At 68.4% G+C, this 19,281-nt stretch carries 21 protein-coding genes; 7 read left to right on the top strand and 14 right to left on the bottom strand.

The features are described from left to right. Positions 1–135: 135 nt before the first annotated feature. The 5 genes from I8J34_RS13460 to I8J34_RS13440 all read left to right on the top strand — a co-directional run bounded on the left by I8J34_RS13460 (position 136) and on the right by I8J34_RS13440 (position 4,490). On the top strand, positions 136–1,068 hold the full coding sequence (locus I8J34_RS13460; RefSeq protein ID WP_214362109.1) for a branched-chain amino acid ABC transporter permease: 933 nt from the start codon (positions 136–138) through the stop codon (positions 1,066–1,068). A 14-nt stretch (positions 1,069–1,082) separates the two neighbouring features. Further along, a complete protein-coding gene (locus I8J34_RS13455) occupies positions 1,083–2,171 on the top strand; it encodes an ABC transporter permease subunit (RefSeq protein WP_214362108.1) in 1,089 nt (362 codons plus the stop codon). Continuing rightward, positions 2,171–2,944: an ABC transporter ATP-binding protein gene (locus tag I8J34_RS13450; protein WP_214362107.1), complete on the top strand. Its 774-nt coding sequence runs from the start codon at positions 2,171–2,173 to the stop codon at positions 2,942–2,944. Before I8J34_RS13455 ends, I8J34_RS13450 begins: the two co-directional genes overlap by 1 nt. Next, complete coding sequence (locus tag I8J34_RS13445; protein WP_214362105.1) at positions 2,934–3,662, top strand: ABC transporter ATP-binding protein; 729 nt, start codon at positions 2,934–2,936, stop codon at positions 3,660–3,662. Before I8J34_RS13450 ends, I8J34_RS13445 begins: the two co-directional genes overlap by 11 nt. A 210-nt stretch (positions 3,663–3,872) precedes the next feature. Continuing rightward, on the top strand, positions 3,873–4,490 hold the full coding sequence (locus I8J34_RS13440) for a DUF4760 domain-containing protein (protein WP_214362103.1): 618 nt from the start codon (positions 3,873–3,875) through the stop codon (positions 4,488–4,490). Between the two features lie 13 nt (positions 4,491–4,503). Here I8J34_RS13440 and I8J34_RS13435 read toward each other — a convergent pair whose 3' ends face one another. The 14 genes from I8J34_RS13435 to I8J34_RS13370 form a co-directional block, all read right to left on the bottom strand. Next, complete coding sequence (locus tag I8J34_RS13435) at positions 4,504–5,115, bottom strand: hypothetical protein (protein WP_214362101.1); 612 nt, start codon at positions 5,113–5,115, stop codon at positions 4,504–4,506. Positions 5,116–5,217: 102 nt separating this feature from the next. Beyond that, the gene (locus I8J34_RS13430) at positions 5,218–7,200 is read right to left on the bottom strand and encodes a UvrD-helicase domain-containing protein (RefSeq protein ID WP_214362099.1); all 1,983 of its coding nucleotides are present in this window, start codon (positions 7,198–7,200) and stop codon (positions 5,218–5,220) included. A 162-nt stretch (positions 7,201–7,362) separates the two neighbouring features. Further along, positions 7,363–8,007, bottom strand: a complete 645-nt coding sequence (gene maiA, locus I8J34_RS13425) for a maleylacetoacetate isomerase (RefSeq protein ID WP_214362097.1) — start codon at positions 8,005–8,007, stop codon at positions 7,363–7,365. Between the two features lie 10 nt (positions 8,008–8,017). After that, positions 8,018–8,722, bottom strand: a complete 705-nt coding sequence (locus I8J34_RS13420; RefSeq protein ID WP_214362095.1) for a fumarylacetoacetate hydrolase family protein — start codon at positions 8,720–8,722, stop codon at positions 8,018–8,020. A gap of 28 nt (positions 8,723–8,750) precedes the next feature. Continuing rightward, positions 8,751–9,791, bottom strand: coding sequence for a cupin domain-containing protein (locus I8J34_RS13415; protein WP_214362093.1), 1,041 nt, complete (start codon positions 9,789–9,791; stop codon positions 8,751–8,753). 22 nt (positions 9,792–9,813) lie between these two features. Then, positions 9,814–10,530 (bottom strand): ABC transporter ATP-binding protein, encoded by a 717-nt coding sequence (locus tag I8J34_RS13410; RefSeq protein ID WP_214362091.1) that lies wholly within the window; start codon positions 10,528–10,530, stop codon positions 9,814–9,816. Further along, positions 10,527–11,282, bottom strand: coding sequence for an ABC transporter ATP-binding protein (locus I8J34_RS13405; RefSeq protein ID WP_214362090.1), 756 nt, complete (start codon positions 11,280–11,282; stop codon positions 10,527–10,529). The genes I8J34_RS13410 and I8J34_RS13405 overlap by 4 nt, the downstream gene beginning before the upstream one ends. Before the next feature lie 77 nt (positions 11,283–11,359). Continuing rightward, on the bottom strand, positions 11,360–12,331 hold the full coding sequence (locus I8J34_RS13400) for a branched-chain amino acid ABC transporter permease (protein ID WP_214362089.1): 972 nt from the start codon (positions 12,329–12,331) through the stop codon (positions 11,360–11,362). Between the two features lie 3 nt (positions 12,332–12,334). Beyond that, positions 12,335–13,255: a branched-chain amino acid ABC transporter permease gene (locus I8J34_RS13395; protein ID WP_214362087.1), complete on the bottom strand. Its 921-nt coding sequence runs from the start codon at positions 13,253–13,255 to the stop codon at positions 12,335–12,337. Between the two features lie 7 nt (positions 13,256–13,262). Further along, complete coding sequence (locus I8J34_RS13390; RefSeq protein ID WP_214362086.1) at positions 13,263–14,423, bottom strand: ABC transporter substrate-binding protein; 1,161 nt, start codon at positions 14,421–14,423, stop codon at positions 13,263–13,265. A 74-nt stretch (positions 14,424–14,497) separates the two neighbouring features. Further along, entirely contained in the window at positions 14,498–14,812 is a 315-nt protein-coding gene (locus I8J34_RS13385; RefSeq protein WP_214362084.1) for a non-heme iron oxygenase ferredoxin subunit, read from the bottom strand. Between the two features lie 11 nt (positions 14,813–14,823). Continuing rightward, a complete protein-coding gene (locus I8J34_RS13380; protein ID WP_214362082.1) occupies positions 14,824–15,297 on the bottom strand; it encodes an aromatic-ring-hydroxylating dioxygenase subunit beta in 474 nt (157 codons plus the stop codon). Positions 15,298–15,299: 2 nt separating this feature from the next. Further along, complete coding sequence (locus I8J34_RS13375) at positions 15,300–16,553, bottom strand: aromatic ring-hydroxylating dioxygenase subunit alpha (protein ID WP_214362080.1); 1,254 nt, start codon at positions 16,551–16,553, stop codon at positions 15,300–15,302. A 24-nt stretch (positions 16,554–16,577) separates the two neighbouring features. Further along, positions 16,578–17,564: a 2Fe-2S iron-sulfur cluster-binding protein gene (locus I8J34_RS13370; RefSeq protein ID WP_214362078.1), complete on the bottom strand. Its 987-nt coding sequence runs from the start codon at positions 17,562–17,564 to the stop codon at positions 16,578–16,580. 116 nt (positions 17,565–17,680) lie between these two features. Between I8J34_RS13370 and I8J34_RS13365 the strand changes: the two genes are divergently transcribed. Together I8J34_RS13365 and I8J34_RS13360 are read left to right on the top strand one after the other, a co-directional pair. Then, positions 17,681–18,583 (top strand): LysR family transcriptional regulator, encoded by a 903-nt coding sequence (locus tag I8J34_RS13365; protein ID WP_214362076.1) that lies wholly within the window; start codon positions 17,681–17,683, stop codon positions 18,581–18,583. A 70-nt stretch (positions 18,584–18,653) separates the two neighbouring features. Then, the gene (locus tag I8J34_RS13360; protein ID WP_214362074.1) at positions 18,654–19,250 is read left to right on the top strand and encodes a Yip1 family protein; all 597 of its coding nucleotides are present in this window, start codon (positions 18,654–18,656) and stop codon (positions 19,248–19,250) included. Positions 19,251–19,281 lie beyond the last annotated feature (31 nt).

The raw sequence follows: 19,281 nt of genomic DNA, 5'->3' as shown, positions 1-19,281 counted from the left end.
AGCCGCAACCAACCCGCAGCGCGGGCTTGAGAACAGCACCACGGCACCCCGCCCCGACGCCCCACCAGGCAACATCGACCGGGATCCGCCCGGCACCGGAGCGGCGGCCGTGACTCACCAAGCGAAAGGTGTGATATGGAAACCTTGCTACAACAGATCGTGAACGGTCTGGTCGTCGGCAGCGTGTATGCGCTGGTGGCACTGGGCTACACGATGGTCTACGGGATCTTGGGCCTGATCAACTTCGCCCATGGCGAAGTGGTCATGGTCGGCGCGCTCACCGCGCTGCAGACCCTGCTCTTTCTGATGGGCGTTGCGCCCGACATGGCGCCGCTGCTCAAGCTGGCCATCGCCGTGCTGGTCGCCGTACCGGTATGCATGATCCTCGGCTTCCTGATGGAACGACTGGCCTACCGCCGGCTGCGCGGCGCGCCCCGCCTGGCGCCGCTGATCACCGCCATCGGCATGTCCTTCCTGCTGCAGACCCTGGCCATGATCATCTGGGGCCGCAACTATCACACCTTCCCGCAGCTGATCTCCACCGACCCGCTGCAGCCGATCGACGGCGTCTTCATCACCCCGGTACAGATCGCCATCGTGATCATCTCGGCGCTGATGATGGCCGGCCTGATCCTGCTGGTCACCAAGACCCGCCTCGGTCGCGCCATGCGCGCCACGGCCGAGAACCACCGCGTGGCCAGCCTGATGGGGGTGGACACCAACGCCATCATCGCCCTGACCTTCGTCATCGGCGCCGGCCTGGCGGCCGTGGCCGGCGTGATGTTCGCCAGCAACTACGGCATCGCCCACTACGCCATGGGCTTCATGCCCGGCCTCAAGGCCTTTACCGCCGCGGTGCTCGGCGGCATCGGCAACCTCGGTGGCGCCATGCTCGGCGGCATCGTGTTGGGCCTGGTCGAGGCGGTCGGTGCCGGTTACATCGAAACCATGACCTTCGGTTTCCTCAACTCCAGCTATCAGGACATCTTCGCCTTCGTCATTCTCGGCATCGTGCTCATCTTCCGGCCCACCGGCCTGTTGGGTGAGCGGGTGTCTGACCGGGCCTGAGGGGGGATCACACCATGAACGAACTCGTAGAAGCCATCCCCTTCCTGGGCAAGCGCTACCCCAAGGCCACCAAGTGGCTGATCATCATCCTCGCTGCCGTGGCGCCGCTGATCGCGGCCTACTTCGGCCGCAGCTGGATGCGCATCCTCGACTTCGCGCTGCTGTACATGATGCTGGCGCTGGGCCTGAACCTGGTGGTCGGCTTCGCCGGCCTGCTCGACCTGGGCTACATCGCCTTCTATGCGGTCGGTGCCTACACCTGGGCCTTCCTCGCCTCGCCCCATTTCGGCATTCACATGCCGTTCTGGATCGTGCTGCCGCTGGGCGCCGCCTTCGCGGCCCTGGCCGGCATCATGCTGGGCTTTCCGGTATTGCGATTGCGGGGGGACTACCTGGCCATCGTGACCCTGGGCTTCGGGGAGATCGTCCGGATCTTCATGAACAACCTGAACCATCCGATCAACATCACCAACGGCCCGCAGGGCATCAACGCCCTCGACTCGCTCAACCTGTTCGGCTGGAACCTCTCGCAGAGCATCAAGATCGGCGACTTCCAGATCCACTACCTGTACCTGTACTACTACTTCTTCCTGCTGTGCGTGATCGGCTCGATCATCTTCATCAAGCGCCTGCAGATCTCGCGCGTCGGCCGTGCCTGGGCCGCGATGCGTGACGACGAGCTGGCGGCCAAGGCGATCGGCATCAACACCCGCAACATGAAGCTGCTGGCCTTCGCGCTCGGCGCCACCTTCGGCGGCGTGGCGGGCGGTCTGTTCGGCTCCTTCCAGGGCTTCGTCTCGCCGGAATCCTTCTCGCTGATGGAATCCATCGCCGTGCTCACCATGGTGGTGTTCGGCGGCATGGGTAACATCGCCGGTGCGGTCGTCGGCGCACTGGCCTTGACGGCCCTGCCCGAGATCCTCCGCAACATCGCGCTGCCGGTCCAGCAAGCCGTGTTCGGCACCGTGATTCTCGACCCCGAGGTACTGCGCATGCTGTTGCTGTCGCTGGCCATGATTCTGATGATGTTGCTGCGTCCGGCCGGCCTGGTGCCCGCCCACGCACGCTACTCCCGTCCCGAGCTGCTCAAGGGAGGCGCTTGATGATCAAGTTGCTCGAAGCCCGCGGTGTGGGCAAACGTTTCGGCGGCCTGACCGCCCTGTCGGATGTCTCGCTGACCATCAACAAGGGCGAGGTGTATGGCCTGATCGGCCCCAACGGTGCCGGCAAGACCACGTTCTTCAACGTGCTCACCGGCGCCTATGTGCCCGATGACGGCGAATTCGTCTTCAACGGCACCGAGCTGCCCACCGGCAAGCCGCATCTGGTGGTCGAGCAAGGCATTGCCCGCACCTTCCAGAACATCCGTCTGTTCGGCCAGCTCACCGCGCTGGAAAACGTCATGGCCGGCCATCACATCCGCACCAAGGCGGGCCTGTGGGGCATCCTGACGCAAAGCAAGCACGCCATCGAAGAGGAGCGCCTGACCACCGAACGCGCCTTCGAGCTGCTCAAGTACGTGGGCATCGAACGCTTCGCCCATACCATCTGCAAAAGCCTGTCCTACGGCGACCAGCGCCGCCTGGAGATCGCCCGCGCACTGGCCTCCGAACCGCAGCTGCTGGCGCTGGACGAGCCGGCGGCCGGCATGAACGCCACCGAAACCACCCAGCTCAAGGCGCTGATCGAACAGATCCGCCATGACGGCGTCACCGTGCTGCTCATCGAGCATGACGTCAAACTGGTGATGGGCTTGTGCGACCGCGTGGCGGTGCTCGACTTCGGCAAGAAGATCGCCGAAGACGTGCCGGCCGTGGTGCAGAAGAACGATGCCGTGATCAGCGCCTACCTGGGAGGTCCCAAGCATGCACACTAACCCCGCCTCCCCGCTGCTGCAGCTCGACGGCGTCAAGATCGCCTACGGCGGCATCCAGGCCGTCAAGGGCATCAGCCTCGAGCTCTACAAGGGCGAAATGGTCTGCCTGATCGGCGCCAACGGCGCCGGCAAGACCACCACCCTCAACGCCATCTCGGGCACCCTCGGCCTGGCCGGCGGCAGCATCATGTACGACGGCGACGACATCGGCACCCTGCCGACCCACAAGCGCCTGCGCAAGGGCATCGCGCTGGTGCCGGAAGGGCGTGGCATCTTCACCCGCCTGACGGTCGAGGAAAACCTGCGCATGGGTGCCTACATCCGCAACGATGCCGCGGCCATCGACGCCGATCTGGAGCGGGTCTACACCATGCTGCCGCGGGTCAAGGAGCGCCTGGCCCAGGTGGCCGGCACGCTGTCCGGCGGCGAACAGCAGATGGTCGCCATCGGCCGCGCCCTGCTCTCCCGGCCCAAGCTGCTCTTGCTCGACGAGCCGTCCATGGGCCTGGCCCCGCTGGTGGTCGAGAAGATCTTCGAGGTGGTGCAGACGGTCAAGAACGAGGGCGTCACCATCCTGCTAGTCGAGCAGAACGCCAACCTGGCGCTCGAATTCGCCCAGCGCGGCTACGTGATGGAAAGCGGCCAGCTGACCATCACCGGCAGCGGCCGGGAATTGCTGGCCGATCCCAAGGTGCGCGCCGCGTACCTGGGCGAGTAGGCCGGTCTCGTCGGCCCATACCACCATGGTGTGGGCCGGCGGATGTCGAACCGTGCCGGCGCACGCTTGCCGATTCGACAAACCCAGGGTCGAGTGCTAGCATCTCCACATCTTCCGCCAGAATGGCGGGCTGACAGGAGGGGTTTGAATGAGAGAAGGCACTGGTTCTTGCTGAACTAAATGCAACTATCCCGAATCCTCATAGCCGCAATGATCTTCGTTATCGTTGCGGCTTTTTGCATTCCGGTCGGGCTCTGGCTTCTCCGACTTGATCCGACACTGGGCGTTCAATCACTCGACGCCAAGGAGTGGATCGGGCTGTATGCACTTCTCGCCGCCATTTTGGGATGGCTCTTGGCTGCCTGGGTGCAGGTGCGCAATTCCATCAAGCAGCACACCGTCAACACCATGCTTCAGTCCCGGCTGTCGACCGCCTACCAGGACAAAGCCGCAAAGTTCCTCGCCACCTACCCCTCGTTGCCGGAATTCAAATGCGTCCAGCCCGGCGACTGGCTTCACCACAATGTCACGCTGAACGAAGGGATCGAGGCGGCGCGGTATCTGCTGAACTACTATGAGTTCATCGCCGTCGGTATCCGCAATGGCGATTTCGACGAGAAGCTGATGCGCCAGTCGTGGCGGAAAATCGTGGTCAACCTGTGCGTCCAAACCCATGTCTTCATTCAATACATGCGCAGGGAAACCGGTTCGGGGACAGCGAATCAACCCAAAGTGTATGAACACTTGCTTTGGCTCGTCGATCGCTGGGCCGCCCCGGGCGAACGCGCCCAACTCCCGTGGCTCGATCGGAAAATACCGGTCAACTGACACCGGCAAGCTTTCAGGGCAGCAGCCCCTTGGCCAGCAAGTCCTTGATCATGCCGTCGGCGAGACGGCGCACCACGCCCTCCAGCTCGGCCGAATCGACCACCTCGGCATTGGTGCTCCACAGCAGGTGGTCGCCCGCCAACGCATACAGGCTCAGCTCCACCACCACCACGCGCACCTTCTGGTAGTAGCCCGGGTCCATCATGAAGGGGTGGCCGATGAAGCCGTGGCGGCCGTAGTAGCCCCAGCCCGGTGCGAACATGTAGCCCGGCCCGGGGCGGTAGATTACCTCGTCCCGGCTCGACACCGGGCGCAGCACCAGCGCCGAACCGTAGCCCAGCTCACGCGCTTTGGCCCGCGCCTTGGCCAGGGCGTCGCGGTCGGGCGGCGCCTCGCCGACCACGCCATAGGCGGCCGTCACGTCCATGGCCGGCGCCAGCACCTGGGCGAACAGGTCTTCCGCGCGTCGCCGGTCGGCCTCCGAGGCCAGCATGGCGAAGGCCACCGTCTTGCCGAGCGGATGGGCCTGCGCATCGGGCGCGACCCAGGCTTGTTGGAAGGCGCTCGTGGCGCAACCATTGAGCGACACCAGACACACCAGCAGGATCACGACGCGAGACCACATCACACGACTCCAGTCAGGCTGCGCAACGGGATGCCGCGCAGGACGTGCAGGGTTCGACACGTCGGCCGGCCATGAATTCCCGACCGGGCGCCATCGCGGCCGCTACGGCTTGGCCGCCAGCATCGCACGCAGATTCGCCAGCCGCTCGCGCCCCACATCCTGACTCACCGGCGCGTCGTCCTTCTTCGCCACGGCGACGCCTTCGCCCATTTCGCCGATGAAGCGCGAGGCTTCGCAGACGCGCACGTCGGCGCCGGCCTTGCGCCGCTCGCACCAGGTGACGGTGAGCGAGCGCTGGGCGCGGGTGATGCCGACATACATCAGCCGCCGCTCTTCGGCCAGATTGCCCTCGTCGAGCGCCGATTGGTGCGGCAGCAGGCCCTCTTCGACGCCGACCAGGAACACATGCTTGAATTCCAGGCCCTTGGACGCATGCAGGGTGGCCAGCTGCACGCCGTCGAACTCGGCGTCTTCCTTGTCGAGCATGGAGATCAGGGCGATGGTCTGGGTCAGTTCGAGCAGGTTCTTGTCGTCCTGGTCGCCCTTGCGGCCGAGCCATTCGACGAAATCGCGCACATTGGCCCATTTGCCCTCGGCCTCACGCGTGTCGCAGCTGGCGAGCAACCAGTTTTCGTAGTGGATCTCGTGCAGCAGCACCTCCAGCACCTCGGCGGCGCGCTCGCGCGCGGCGCGGTCGGCCAGGCGATTGATGAACTGGCCGAATTCGCGCACCGCCTCAAGCTGGCGGCCGTTGAGGTGCTCGGTCACCCCTTCTTCGAAGGCGGCTTCGAACAGGCTCACATGGCGCATGCCGGCGTAGCGGCCGAGCGCCTCGATGGTGCCGGGGCCGACGCCGCGGCGCGGCGTGGTGATGGCGCGGATGAAGGCCAGGTCATCGTCGCCATTGACCATCAGGCGCAGGTAGCTGATCAGGTCGCGGATCTCGGCCTTGTCGAAGAAGGACTGACCGCCGGAGATCACGTAGGGAATCTTGTTGTTGCGCAGCTGCTTCTCGAACAGGCGCGCCTGGTGGTTGCCGCGGTAGAGGATGGCGTAGTCGGAGAACTTGGTCTTGAACTCGAAGCGGTGGGCCTGGATGCGCATCGCCACCAGCTGCGCCTCGGCTTCCGGGTCGCGCGCGGCGACCACGCGGATCGGGTCGCCGGCGCCGTGCTCGGACCACAACTTCTTGTCGAAGAGCTTTTCGTTGTTGGCGATGAGCGTGTTGGCCGCCCCCAGGATGCGCGCGCTGGAGCGGTAGTTCTGCTCCAGCTTGATGACCTTGAGGCGCGGGTAGTCGGTCTGCAGCAGATTCAGGTTTTCGACGTCGGCGCCGCGCCAGGCGTAGATCGCCTGGTCGTCGTCGCCCACCGCGGTGAAGGCGCCGCGCACGCCGGCGAGTTGGCGCAGCAGGCGGTACTGGGCGCGGTTGGTGTCCTGGTATTCGTCGATCAGCAGATAGCGCAGACGGTTTTGCCAGCGTTCGCGCACTTCCTCGTTTTCTTCGAGCAGGCGCACCGGCAGACCGATGAGGTCGTCGAAATCGACCGCCTGATAGGCACGCAGCGTCCGCTCGTATTCGCCGTAGACCTTGGCGGCGGCGGCGGAGATGTCGTCGTTGGCCAGCTTGACCGCCTCTTCGGGCGGGATCATGGCGTTCTTCCAGCCCGAGATGGTCCACTGCAGCGAACGGGCGTAGGCACGGTCCGAGTCGGTCACGAGATCGGCGACGATCTGGTTGGCGTCGGAGGCGTCGAGAATCGAGAACTGCGGCTTGAGCCCGCAGTGCTTGGCCTCCTGGCGCACCATGCGCACCCCGAGGGCGTGGAAGGTGCACACCGTCAGCCCCTTGGCCTTGCCACCGCCGAGCAGGCCGCCGACCCGCTCCTGCATCTCCTTGGCCGCCTTGTTGGTAAAGGTGATGGCGGCGATGTTGTGCGGGCTGAAGTCGCAGGTCTCGACCAGGTGGGCGATCTTCTGCGTGATCACCCGCGTCTTGCCGCTGCCGGCACCGGCGAGCACCAGGCAGGGGCCGTCGAGGTAACGGATCGCTTCGCGCTGAGGGGGGTTGAGGAGTGCGGACATGGGCCTGCGAGCAAAAAAGGCGCACCGCCCGCAGGCGGTGCGATGGCAACGGAAGAGGATTCTAGCGCAGCGAGGGCATGGCGGCCGCCGGGCGACCGACCGGCGGCCCCCGCCCAGTGCTCCGTGCGGGGGTCTCGGCGTCCGCGTGGAGGCCGGGGCGTATCAGGCGGACGGCGTGTCGGGCTGGGCGCCCGGCGTGGCGCGGCAGAAGGCCTCCAGCGCCGCGCAGGCGCGGTCCACGGCGAGGATATTGGGGTAGGGCGCCAGATCCACGCCGAAGCGGCGCGCGCTCGCCACCTGGGGCACCAGGTAGGCGTCGGCCACGGTGGGCGCGCCGCCGAAGCAGAAGGCGCCGCGCGCGGGGTCGGCCGCGAGCATCTGCTCGAGCGCGGCGAAGCCGGGGGCGATCCAGGCGGTGCACCAGGCGTTCACGGCCGCCTCGTCACAGGCGAAGGTGTTGCGCAGGTATTCGAGCACGCGGCGGTTGTTGAGCGGATGGATGTCGTAGCCGACGATCGCGGCCATGGCGCGCACGCGGGCGCGGGCCAGCGGATCGGCGGGCAGCAGCGGCGGCTCGGGGTAGCGCTCCTCGAGCCACTCGATGATCGCCGGCGACTGGATCAGGGTCGCCTCGCCGGTGTCCAGCGCCGGCACCAGTTGCTGCGGGTTGATGGCGCGGAAGCGCTCGCCGAGGTGTTCCTCGCGGCGCAGGTCCACCGCCAGGTAGTCGTAGTCGACGCCCTTGAGCGCAAGCACGATGCGCAGGCGATGGGAGGTGCCGCTGCGGAAGAAGTTGTAGAGCTTCATGCGGGCCCCGTCATTCGGCTTCGCCGATGCTCAGCGCCACCTGCCCGACGCCGTCCACCTGGCCGGCGATGCGGTCGCCCGGGCTCACGGGGCCGACGCCCTCGGGCGTGCCGGTGTAGATCAGGTCGCCCGGCGCGAGGTGATAGAAGCCGGACAGGTCGGCGATGATCTCGCGGATGTTCCAGATCAGGCGGGAGAGGTCCGAGGACTGCTTCGTCTGGCCGTTGACCTGCAGCGCGATGGCGCCCGCTTCGAGCACGCCCGTGGCCGGCACGATCTCGCCGCACACCGCCGAGCGCTCGAAGTTCTTGCCCAGGTCCCAGGGCCGGCCCTGCTCGCGCGCGGTCAGCTGCAGGTCGCGGCGGGTCATGTCGAGGCCGGCGGCGTAGCCATAGATGAGCGCGTGGGCGTCCGCCTCCGTGACGCGAAAGCCGGGCTTGCCGATCGCCACCACCAGTTCCATCTCGTAATGATAGTTGGCGGTGCCGGCCGGATAGGGCACGGTGGCGCCGGATTCGACCAGGGTGGAGGGGTCCTTGAGGAAGTAGAAGGGGCGCGCGGTGGCCTTGTCCACCGGGCGGCCCATCTCCTCGGCGTGGGCGTGGTAGTTGCGCCCGACGCAGAAGATGCGGCCCACCGGCAGGCGGCGCGTGCTGCCGCGCACCGGCAGCGAGTACGGCGGCGGCGGGTTCCACAGGTAGTCGGTCTGGCTCATGTCTTGTCTCTCGGTTGGGGATGGGGGTTCAGGCGCGCGTCTCGTAGACGCCGAGCTTCTTGTGCAGCGGGCTCTCGTCGACGACGAACAGGAAGGCGGGCTCGCTCGCCGAGCGATTGGCGAGCGTCACCGGGGTGTAGCCGGGCGCGCAGCAGGTGTCGGCCGGCGCGAGGGTGAAGGATTCGACCTCGATGTCGACGCGCGCGCCGCCTTCGATGAGGTGGAACACCATCGCCGGGGAGCGCGCCGGCAGGCGCAGGGTCTCGCCGGGGCGCAGCATCAGCGCGAAGTAGCCGAGCACGTTCTGCACGTCGGCGCCGGTCTCGGGGTTCACGTAGGCGAGCTGCGCCGCCTCGATGTCCGGCTCGCTGGCGGCCAGCGCGAGCAGCGCGGCGCGCGCCTCGGCCCAGGGGTAGCGCAGCATCGGATAGGGGCGGCTGCCTTCGCGCGAGAACACCGGCGACGGCAGCAGGCCGCCGCGCGCGTAGCTGCGCTCGGCGAGCGTGGCGGTGACCGGCTGCGCCGCGCCGTTCTCGTGGTAGGAGGTCTCGGTGTAGTAGATCAGCGGCAGGTCGAGCACGTCGAGCCAGATCACCGGGTCGGTGCCGTCGTGGCCGTGCTCGTGCCACAGGCCGGTGGGCGTGAGGATCAGGTCGCCGCGCCTCATCGGGCACCTCTCGCCGTCCACGGTGGTGTAGGCGCCCTCGCCTTCCACGATCATGCGCACCGCGTTGGGGGTGTGGCGGTGGGCCGGCGCCCATTCGCCGGGCAGCAGCAGCTGCATGCCGAGGTAGATGCTGGCGCTGGCCTGCATCTTCTCCAGCCCATGGCCGGGGTTGGCGAGCACCAGCACGCGGCGCTCGGCCTTCTCGATCGGGGTCAGCTCGCCGGCACGCATCAAGAGCGGGCGGATGGCCTCGAAGGGCCAGTGGATGGGACGGGTGCGGATGGCCGGGCGGCCCGGCGGCAGCAGCGCACGCAGGCTGGGCCACAGCGGGACCAGGTTGTGCGCGGCGAGCGTCTCGCGGTAGTCGGCGGGCAGCTCTTCGAGGGTGCCGAGTGCATTCATGTCGGGTTTCCTTGGGTTGGGTTCAGACGCCGAGGTAGTCGTACACCACGCGCGCCTCGGCGCGCAGCGCCGCCGAGTCGCCGGACCACACCACCTTCCCCTTCTCGATCACGTGGTGGCGGTCGGCCAGCTCGAGCAGCGGGCCGAGGTTCTTGTCGATCACGATCAGCGACAGCCCCTCGGCCTTGAGGCGGGCGAGCGCCTGCCAGATCTCGCGGCGGATCAGCGGCGCGAGCCCCTCGGCGGCCTCGTCGAGCACCAGCAGGCGCGGATTGGTGAGCAGCGCGCGGCCGATGGCGAGCATCTGCTGCTCGCCGCCGGACAGCTGCGAGCCGAGGTTGGCGCGCCGCTCGTGCAGGCGCGGGAAGAACTCGTACACCCGCGCCAGCGTCCACGGCGCCAGCCCGTGCGCGCGGCGTTCGCGCGCGGTGGCGACGAGGTTCTCCTCGACGGTGAGGTTGGGGAACACCTGGCGGCCTTCGGGCACCAGGCCCAGGCCGCGCTGGGCGATGCGGTAGGAGGGCAGGCCGGCGACCGGCTCGCCGGCGAAGTCGATCGCCCCGCCGCCCACGGGGAGCAGCCCGAACAGGCACTTGACGGTGGTCGAGCGGCCCATGCCGTTGCGCCCCAGCAGGGTGGCCACCTCGCCCTCGCCGAGCGAAAAGTCGATGCCGAACAGCACCTGGGCGCGGCCGTAGCCGGCGGTGAGGCCCGACACCTGCAGCAGCGGTGTGGTCATTGATGCAGCTCCTCGTCGCCGAGGTAGATGGCGCGCACCTCGGGGTCGTTGCGGATCTCGTCCGGGGTGCCGGTGACCAGCAGGCGGCCGTAGACCAGCACGCTGATGCGGTCGGCGAGCGCGAACACCGCGTCCATGTCGTGCTCGACCAGCAGGAGGGTGTACTTGCGCTTGAGGCCGCGCAGCAGCTCGACCACCGCCGCCGACTCCTGCGCGCTCATGCCGGCCATGGGCTCGTCGAGCAGCAGGAAGCGCGGCCCGGCGGCGAGCGCCATGGCGAGCTCCAGCTGGCGGCGCTCGCCGTAGCCGAGGTCGGCGGCGATCACCTGGGCGCGCGCGGCGAGGCCGGTGGCGGCGATCGCCGCGTCGGCGGCAGCCACCGCGGCGGCATCCTGCAGCAGGCCGCGCCAGAAGGCGAAGGCGTGGCGGCGCGCACCGCGCGCGGCCAAGGCGGCGTTCTCGCGCACGGTGAATTCGTCGAACACCGAGGTGATCTGGTAGGAGCGCAGCAGGCCGCGGCGGGCGCGCGCGGCGATGCCGGTGGCGCTCAGGTCCTCGCCGGCGAAGCGCACGCGCCCGGCATCGGCGGCCAGCTCGCCGGAGAGCTGGTTGATCAGGGTGGTCTTGCCGGCGCCATTTGGGCCGATGATGGCGTGCAGCTCGCCCTCGCGTATGTCGAGCGAGACCGCGTCGGTGACCACCAGCGCGCCGTAGCGCTTGGTGAGCCCTTCGGTATGAAGCAGCGTGTTCATCGTACGGCCCTCCGGTCGCTGCGCGACCACCTCCCCGGGGGAGGGAGCGCCGCCTTCGGGCGGCCGTGCGCCGGCGCTCATGCGCGCCCCTCCGCGAGCCGCGGCGACCGACGGGCCGGAACCCTGGCGTCGAGACGGGCGAGCAGCCCGGCGATGCCCGACTTGCCGAGCAGCGCGACGGCCAGGATCAGCAGGCCGAAGATCGCCATCCAGTGCTCGGTGAGGCCCTTGAGCAGCTCCTCGATGCCGAGGAAGGCGAGCGCGCCGAGGAGCGGCCCGAACACCGAGCCCATGCCGCCGAGCACCACCATCACGATCAGCTCGCCGGAGACCATCCAGGACATGCTGCTGGGCGAGGCGTAGGCATTGAGGTTCGCCAGCAGCATGCCGGCGAGGCCGCACAGCACCGCCGAGAGCACGTAGGCGGCGAGCTGGTAGCGCGGCAGCGCCAGGCCGACCGAGGCCACCCGGCGCGCGTTCTGGCGGCCGGCGCGCAGCGTCATGCCGAAGGGCGAGACGCGCAGGCGCGCGACCCACGCGGTGAGCGCGAGCAGCAGGCAGAAGGCGGCGCCATACACGGCCTCGGCCGAGGCGAGCTCGAGACCGAAGAAGCGGCTCGCCCCCGCGATTGGCAGCCCGTCGTCGCCGCCGAACTGCTTGAGGCTGACGACGAGGAAGTAGCCCATCTGCGCGAAGGCCAGCGTGATCATGATGAAGGCGATGCCGCTGGTGCGCAGGCTGATGGCGCCGGTGACAAGGCCCACCAGGCCACAGGCGGCGACGCACAGGGCCAGCTGCAGCCAGCCGTCGTCGATGCCGAAGTGGGCCGGCAGGGCCACGCTGTACATGCCCAGGCCGAGGAACAGCGCGTGGCCGAGGCTCACCATGCCGCCCATGCCGAGCGCGAGGTTGAGCGCGCTGGCCGCCACCGCGTAGATCAGCACGCGGGCGAAGAAGGCGGTGTAGTAGCTCTCTGCGGCGAAGGGCAGCACCGCCAGCGCGGCGAGCAGCAGCAGCGGGATGAGCGTGGAAGGTCGTATCGTGGTCATCTCTTATCCCCGGTGGGCAGGAAACAGGCCCTGCGGGCGCAGCGCCAGCACCACCGCCATGAGCAGATAGATCAGCATCGAGGCGAGCGCCGGGCCGGCCGCGCTGGCGATCTCGCGGCTGGCGAACTCGCGCATCAGCAGCGGCAGGTAGGTACGCCCCAGGGTGTCGGTGAGGCCGACGATCAGGGCGGCGTAGAAGGCACCGCTCACCGAGCCGATGCCGCCGATCACGATCACCACCAGGGCGGTGATCAGCACCGGCTCGCCCATGCCGCTCTGCACCGACAGGATGGGGCCGGCCATGGCGCCGGCGAGCGCGGCCAGCGCCGCGCCGAGCGCGAACAACAGCGCGTTGAGCAGGCGGATGTTCACCCCCAGCGCGCCGACCATCTGCGGATTGACCGAGCCTGCGCGGATCAGCATGCCCAGGCGGGTGCGATGGATCAGCCAGGCGCTGCCCAGCGCCACCGCCAGGCCCACGGCGATGATCAGGAAGCGGTAGGCGGGGTAGAAGAAGCCCATCAGCTCCACCGTGCCGGAGAGCGCCTCGGGCAGCGCCACGAACAGCGGCTGCGGCCCCCAGACCATGCGCGTGAGCTCGTTGAAGAACAGCACCAGGCCGAAGGTGGCGAGCACGTGGTCGAGGTGGTCGCGGCGGTACAGGCGCGAGGCCGCGGCCCACTCGAGCAGCGCGCCGACCACGATGCCGGTGGCCAGCGCCGCGGCCACGCCCAGCGCGAAGGAGCCGGTGGCGCCGGACACCACCGCCAGCGCATAGGCGCCCAGCATGTACAGCGAGCCGTGCGCGAGATTTACGAAGCTCATGATGCCGAACACCAGGGTCAGCCCGGCGGCGAGCAGGAACAGCAGCACGCCGTACTGCAGGCCGTTGAGCAGCTGGGCGATCAGAAGCGAGGCGCTCATCTCGGACTCACATCGCGCACTGCGCGGCGTAGGCGTCGGCGTGTCCGGCCAGCGGGGTGCCGATCTTCCGCGGCGTGACCTTGCCGCCCTGCTTCACCGTCTCGAAGGCGTAGTAGTTCTGCACCGGCATGTTGTTGCTGCCGAAATGGAAGGGGCCGCGCACGGACTTCAGCTCGGCGCCGGCCGCCTTCACCGCGGCGGCCAGTGCGGTGCGGTCGCCACCGGCCCTGGCGAAGGCCAGGTCGAGCAGGCGCGCGGCGTCGTAGGCCACCGCCGCGTAGGCGCTCGGCGCGCGGCCGTACTTGGCGGTGAACGCGGCGATGAACTCGGCGTTGCCCGGGGTGTCGAGGCCGACGTCCCACATCGCGCCGGAGACCGTGCCGAGCGCCGCCTCGCGCAGCGATGGCAGCGTGGTGCCATCGACGGTGAACGCCGACAGCAGCGGGATGCGGCCGGCGAGGCCGGCCTGGCTGAACTGCTTGACGAAGTTAACCCCCATGCCGCCCGGATAGAAGACGAACACCGCCTCCGGGTCGGCGGCCTGCAGCTGGGCGATCTCGGCCGAGTAGTCGGGCTGGCCCACCGCGGTGTACACCTCGTCGAGGATCTCGCCGCGGTAGAAGCGCTTGAAGCCGCCGATGAAGTCCTTGCCGGCCTGGTAGTTGGGCGCCATCAGGTACACGCGCTTGTAGCCGGCATCCTGCGCGTACTTGCCCATCGCCTCGGCCGAGCCGTCGTTCTGCCAGGCGACCGAGAACACGTTGGACGCACAGCGGGCGCCGGCCAGCACCGAGGGGCCGGCGTTGGTGGCGATGGCCACCGTGCCCGACTCGACCAGGCGCGGCAGGCTGGCCATCAGCACGTTGGAGAAGCCCAGGCCGACCACGGCGTCGACCTTGTCGTGGTCGACGAACTTGCGCGCGATCTGGTTGCCGAGCTCGGGCTTGAGCTGGTCGTCCTCGCGCAGCACGGTGACCTTCTGGCCACCGAGCTTGCCGCCCAGGGTCTCGATGCCGAGCATGAAGCCGTCGTACTGGTCCTGGCCGACGGCGGCCACCGGGCCGGACAGCGGCGCCGAGAAGCCGATGGTGAGGTCCGCCCGCGCCGGTCCCGCGAGCATGAGCGCCGCGCCGAGCGCGACGGCGGTGGTCTTGCCGATGCTGTTCATCTGTCTCTCTCCTTGGGGGGGTGAATCCGCCGCGCCGGTGCTGTGGTTGTGGAATGCCGTGCGCGGCCGGTGGCTCAGCTCATGTCGATGAATACCCTGCCGTCCTCGATCTTGACGGGGTAGGTGCGGATGTCCTCGGTCAGCGGCGCGCACAGCGCGCGGCCCGAGCACACGTCGAACTTGCCCTGGTGCAGCGGGCACTCGATCTGGCGGCCTTCGAGGAAGCCGTCGGACAGGCGGGCGTGGCCGTGGGTGCAGATGTTGTCCGAGGCGTACACCTCGCCGTCGACCTCGTACAGGGCGATGTCCCTGCCCTCCACGCTGACGCCGATCACGTCCGCTTCGGGCAGCGCCTCCAGCGCGAGCGCAGCGATCCAGTTGCCGGGCATGCTCTCCTCCTTCAGATGGGGTAGATGACCGAGTTGGCGATCATCTCGGTGTCGTAGATGCACAGGCGCGAGCGGAACTTGAGGCCGGCCGGCGTGCGCACGATCTCGTCGCGATAGTGGCCGGCGCTGAACACGGTGGCCTCGCCGTCGTACTTGGTGCGCATCACCGCGTAGTTGGCCTGCGCGCGGATGGTGTCGCCGTCCACCGCGATCACGCGCGGCATGCCGACGATGTGGCGCTGGTAGTAGGGGTCGTGGTAGAGGGTCTCCTTCACGCCGTACACGCGGTCGCGGATCATCGCGCGGCTCTCCAGCGCGAGCAGGCACAGCGGCAGGCCCTGCTCGAAGTTCTCGCGCGGCTGCAGGCGGTAGGTCCCCTCCTCGACGAAGAAGTCGGGCCACTTCTCCCACTCGGCCGAGTCGCAGGCCATGGCGTAGTCGCTGTACAGGGCCTGCAGTTCGTAGAAGGTCGCGAAGTCGAGCATCGTCACTCCCCCATCACCTGGCGCCAGTAGGCGTACATGCCGCGGATCAGCGTCTCGGTGACCATGTGGTCGGTGTCGCCGATCTCGTGGCCGCCCATCTCGATCAGCGTGCGGTGGGCCGGCTTCTGCTCGAAGCCTTCCTGCGACCACTCGATGACCTCGCCGTCGTCGGCGGAGACGAAGCCGGCCGGGCCGAACAGGTTGGCCTGGATCAGGCGGCGCTGCTGCATCTCCTCGGAATCCTCGGCGAAGCCGAAGTGGGTCCACACGAAGTCGAAGGAGCCATGGCCGTTGGGCTGGATGTGGCGCATCGACACGCTGTTGACCTGCTGCTGCACGATCAGGCTGGGGAAGATGGTGGTCATCACCGCGGTCGGCCCGCCCCACCAGGGCTCGGGCACGATATCGAGCAGGCGGGGGTCGTTGACCTGCATGTGGTCCTTGAAGCTGTCCACGCCGCCGACCACCTCCTCGTTCTTGCCGCCCTGGCCGCGCGTGGAGATCATCGCGGCGTGGCGGTGGCGGGCGTCCATCTTCAACTCCGACTTGTTGTCGGCGCGCCACAGGCCGAAGGTGGAGAACCAGGTGTGCAGCAGGCCCGGGTGGTAGGGGTCCTTGATGTTCTCCTGCATCAGCTTCCAGTTGCCCGGGATGCGCTGGCGCCGGTAGCCGAGCACGGTGAGCTCGCGGCCGTCGAAGACGCGGTCGAAGTAGGCGAGGATGGTCGGGCCGAGGAAGTCCTCGAGCGGCTCGACCTCATGGTCGAAGGCGGCGAACACCACGCCGCCGCGCCGCGCGACCTTCAAGCGGGTGAGGCCGTGTTCTTCGACCCGGAAATCCTTCGGCATGCCGCCATTGACCTTGCCGTCCTGCTTGACGCCGCGGCGGAAGGGCACGCCCTGCAGTTCGCCCTTGAGGCTGTAGTTCCACTGGTGGTAGGGACAGAGGAAGTCCTTGCGGTTGCCGTGGCGCTCGCGGCAGAAGCGAAGCCCCCGGTGGGCGCAGACGTTCTCGACCACGTTGATGGCGCCGTCCGCATCGCGCACCATGATCACCGAGCGCTCGCCGATCACCGTGCGGCGGAAGTCGCCCGGATTGGGGATCTCCGCCTCCAGGCCGACGTAGCACCAGTGGCCGGCGTAGAAGAAGCGCTCCAGCTCCTTGCGGTACAGGTCGTCGCGGGTGTAGGCCCAGAACGGGACGCGGTGGGTGCCCTCGGCGGGCCACTCGTGCGCGGCGGGAAATGCGCTGCTCATCGCGAGTTCTCCTCTGTTGTGCTCTCAGGTGCCGGTGGGGTAGAAGGCGTCGGCATGGATGTGGCTTTCGCGCATGCCGAGCCGGCGCGCCAGCAGGTCGAGCGCCTCGACCATCGGCGGCGCGCCGCACAGGTAGGCGCGGGCGCCGGCCAGCGAGGCGAAGTCGGCCTCGATCGCCTCGGTGACCAGGCCGCGGCGCAGCCCGTCGGGCACCGCGCCGTTGGCCACCACGATGTTCAGCGCGAGGTTGGGGTGCGCCGCGGCGAGCGCCTGGAGGCGCTCGGCGTCGTACAGGTCGGCCGCGCTGCGCACGCCGAAGTACAGGTGGATCGGGTTGCCCATGCCGGCATCGAGCGCGCCGCGCACGATGGACAGCACCGGCGCCAGCCCCGTGCCGCCGCCCACGCACAGCATCGGCCCCTCGTGGCGGCGGCGCAGGTAGGCGGTGCCCAGCGGGCCGCTGACGCGGATGCTGGCGCCCTCGCGCAGCTCGTCGAAGACGTAGCCGGTCACCCGCCCGCCGGGGGCGAGGCGGATCTGAAACTCCAGCTCCTCGTCGCCGGGCAGGCCGGCCATCGAGTAGGGGCGCACATGCGCGGGCGAGAACTGCAGCATCGCGTACTGGCCGGGCGAGAAGGCCAGCGGCTTGGCCGGGCGCACGCGCAGGCGGCGGATGTCGTGGGTGGGTGCCTCGATCGCGCTCACCGTGCCCTTGATGATGCGCGCCGGGTGCACCACGATCTCGTCCGCCTCGGGGATCTCGATGGTGCAGCTGCCCGAGAGCACCGACTGGCAGGCCAGCACGTAGCGCCCGCCGCCGTTCAGCGGCCGGCCCGACTCCGGGCCGCTGTCGAGCACCTCGCCGTCGATCACCCGGCAGCGGCAGGTGCCGCAGCGCCCCGACAGGCAGCTGTAGGAGACCGGCACCTCGTTGGCGCGCAGCACCTCCAGCAGGTTCTGCCCGCTTTGGAAGCTCAGGCGCAGGTTGTTGGGTTTGACGACCAGTTCCATGGGAGCGCAGACGGCTTGCTGTCGAACACGGAACCGATGATGGAGACCTGCGCGTTATTCGTCGATAAACTACATCTGATCTATAAAATCACCACGATGAATAAGACAGGCCTGCCATGGACTTGCGCGATATCGACCTGAACCTGCTGGTGGTGTTCAACCAGCTGCTGGTGGACGGGCGCGTGTCGACCGTCGCCGAGAACCTGGGCCTCTCCCAGCCGGCGGTGAGCAACGCGCTGCGCCGCCTGCGCACGCTGCTCGGCGACGAGCTGTTCCTGCGCACCTCGCGCGGCATGGAGCCGACCCCCTTCGCGCAGCAACTCGCCGAGCCGGTGGCCTACGCGATGTCCACCCTGCACAGCGCGCTCAACCAGCGCAGCAGCTTCGACCCGGCCACCAGCGAGCGCACCTTTTCGCTGGCGATGACCGACATCGGCGAGGTCTACTTCATGCCCACGCTGATGGACGCGCTCGCGCAGCATGCCCCGCGGGTGAAGATCAGCACCGTGCGCAACACCGCGACCAGCCTGCGCGAAGACATGGAGGCCGGCGTGGTGGACCTCGCCATCGGCCTGCTGCCGCATCTGCAGGCGGGCTTCTTCCAGCGCCGCCTGTTCCATACCCACTACGTGTGCCTGTACCGCAAGGACCACCCGGTCGCCCGCGCACCGATGTCGATGGCGACCTTCAGCGCCCTCGATCATCTCGGCGTGGTCGCCGCCGGCACCGGCCACGGCGAGGTCGACGCGCTGCTCGAGCGCGCCGGCATCGAGCGCAACATCCGCCTGCAGGTGCCCCACTTCACCGCGGTCGGCCACATCCTGCAGCGCACCGACCTGATCGCCACCGTGCCCGAGCGCCTCGCGCAGCGCTGCGTCGAGCCCTTCGGCCTGGCATTCTCGGCCCACCCCGCGCCGCTGCCGAGCATCGCGATCAAGCTGTTCTGGCACGCCAAGTACCATCGCGACCCGGCCAACCGCTGGCTGCGTCAGTTGGTATTTGATCTATTCTCAGAGTGAGTTGCGGCGAAACCTAGCGCCCCGCGCACGGTCTCATAGCCACGTGACAACTCGCACGAGGAGACACACCATGACACTCGCAGATCTTCCCCGAATGCTGGTTTCCGAATCCCGGGGCTGGCACGACATCGAGCGCATGCACCCGAGCGTCACCAAAATGCTGCTGGCGGTGGTGATACCCCTGTCGCTGCTGCCGCCGCTGATGTACGCCTTCGCCAACATGACCTATCCCGGCGCCGTCTTTCCGCTGCTCGAACCGGCACTGGGGACCGGTGAAGCGATGGTGGTGGGCGGCATCTTCTTCGTCGTCGAGGTGGCCATGGTGTTCATGATGGCCGACCTGATCCGCCAGATCGCCGCGGCCCACTCCGCCAGCCCGAGCTATGCGCAGACCTTTGCGCTGGCGGCGATCGCGCCGGTGCCGCTGTGGCTGACCGCGCTGGTGCTGTTCGTGCCGAGCCTGTGGTTCAACGTCGTCGTGCTGGCGCTGGCCTGGGTCGCCACGCTCGCCCTGATCCGCCACGGCGTCAAGCCCTTGCTGCAGATCAGCGACGGCGAGCTGGCACACCGCATCGCCAATCGGATCACGCTGGTCGGCATCGGTGCCTGGATCGGCCTGATGATGATGATGGCGCTGATCGTCAGCATCGTGCTCGGCTGGCGCTGAGCCGGCGGGGGCGGGCAGCGGCCCGCCCCGA

The sequence above is a fragment of the Denitromonas iodatirespirans genome (assembly GCF_018524365.1).
GTDB lineage: Bacteria > Pseudomonadota > Gammaproteobacteria > Burkholderiales > Rhodocyclaceae > Nitrogeniibacter > Nitrogeniibacter iodatirespirans.
Note: the sequence above shows the minus strand (reverse complement) of the source record. Positions and strands in the feature narration are given on the sequence as shown.